Origin of the sequence: Falsiroseomonas sp. E2-1-a4, assembly GCF_051433165.1 — a bacterium.
GTDB lineage: Bacteria > Pseudomonadota > Alphaproteobacteria > Acetobacterales > Acetobacteraceae > Falsiroseomonas.
On the sequence record NZ_JBHMFS010000082.1, the window covers coordinates 1 to 568 of the forward strand.

Here is a 568-nt window from a genome sequence, read left to right on the forward strand (position 1 = left end):
GTCCAGACTTTGCAGATGAATTCGTAGGGGGTGAGACCGCCGAGCGTCTTGAGCCTGCGGGCGAAGTTGTAGGCTGCCATGAGTGTCTGCGAGGTGCGTGCGCAGTTGATTGTGGCTGTCGTAGTGGAAGCGCCTGACGGTTGCGTCTTTGATTGTGCGGTTCATCCGCTCGACCTGGCCGTTGGTCCAGGGGTGGTTGGGCTTGGTTAGCCGGTGCTCTATCTGGTTCGCTGCGCAGATCATGTCGAAGCGCATGGGCCGGGAGTAGATAGTGTTCCGGTTTCTTGGCTGCTCGGCGAATTGGATGCCGTTGTCGGTGAGAACCGTGTGGACTTTGTACGGCACGACTTCGAGGAGGTGCTGGAGGAACTCCCAGGCGGTTCGCCTGTCAGCCACCTCGACGAGTGGGCGACGGCGAACTTGGCGGTCCGGTCGATGCCCACGAAGAGATAGAGCTTCCCCTCGGACGTCTGCACCTCGGCGATGTCGATGTGAAAGAAGCCGATGGGATAGCGCTTGAACTTCTGCCGCATCGGCTTGTCCCCTTCGACGTCGGGTAGCCGCGAGA

General features: G+C 60.4%; 1 pseudogene. It reads right to left on the bottom strand.

Annotation, left to right across the window (positions count from 1 at the left end):
- Window positions 1-568 (bottom strand): annotated as a pseudogene (locus tag ACFHNC_RS24740) (integrase core domain-containing protein); the annotation flags it as partial.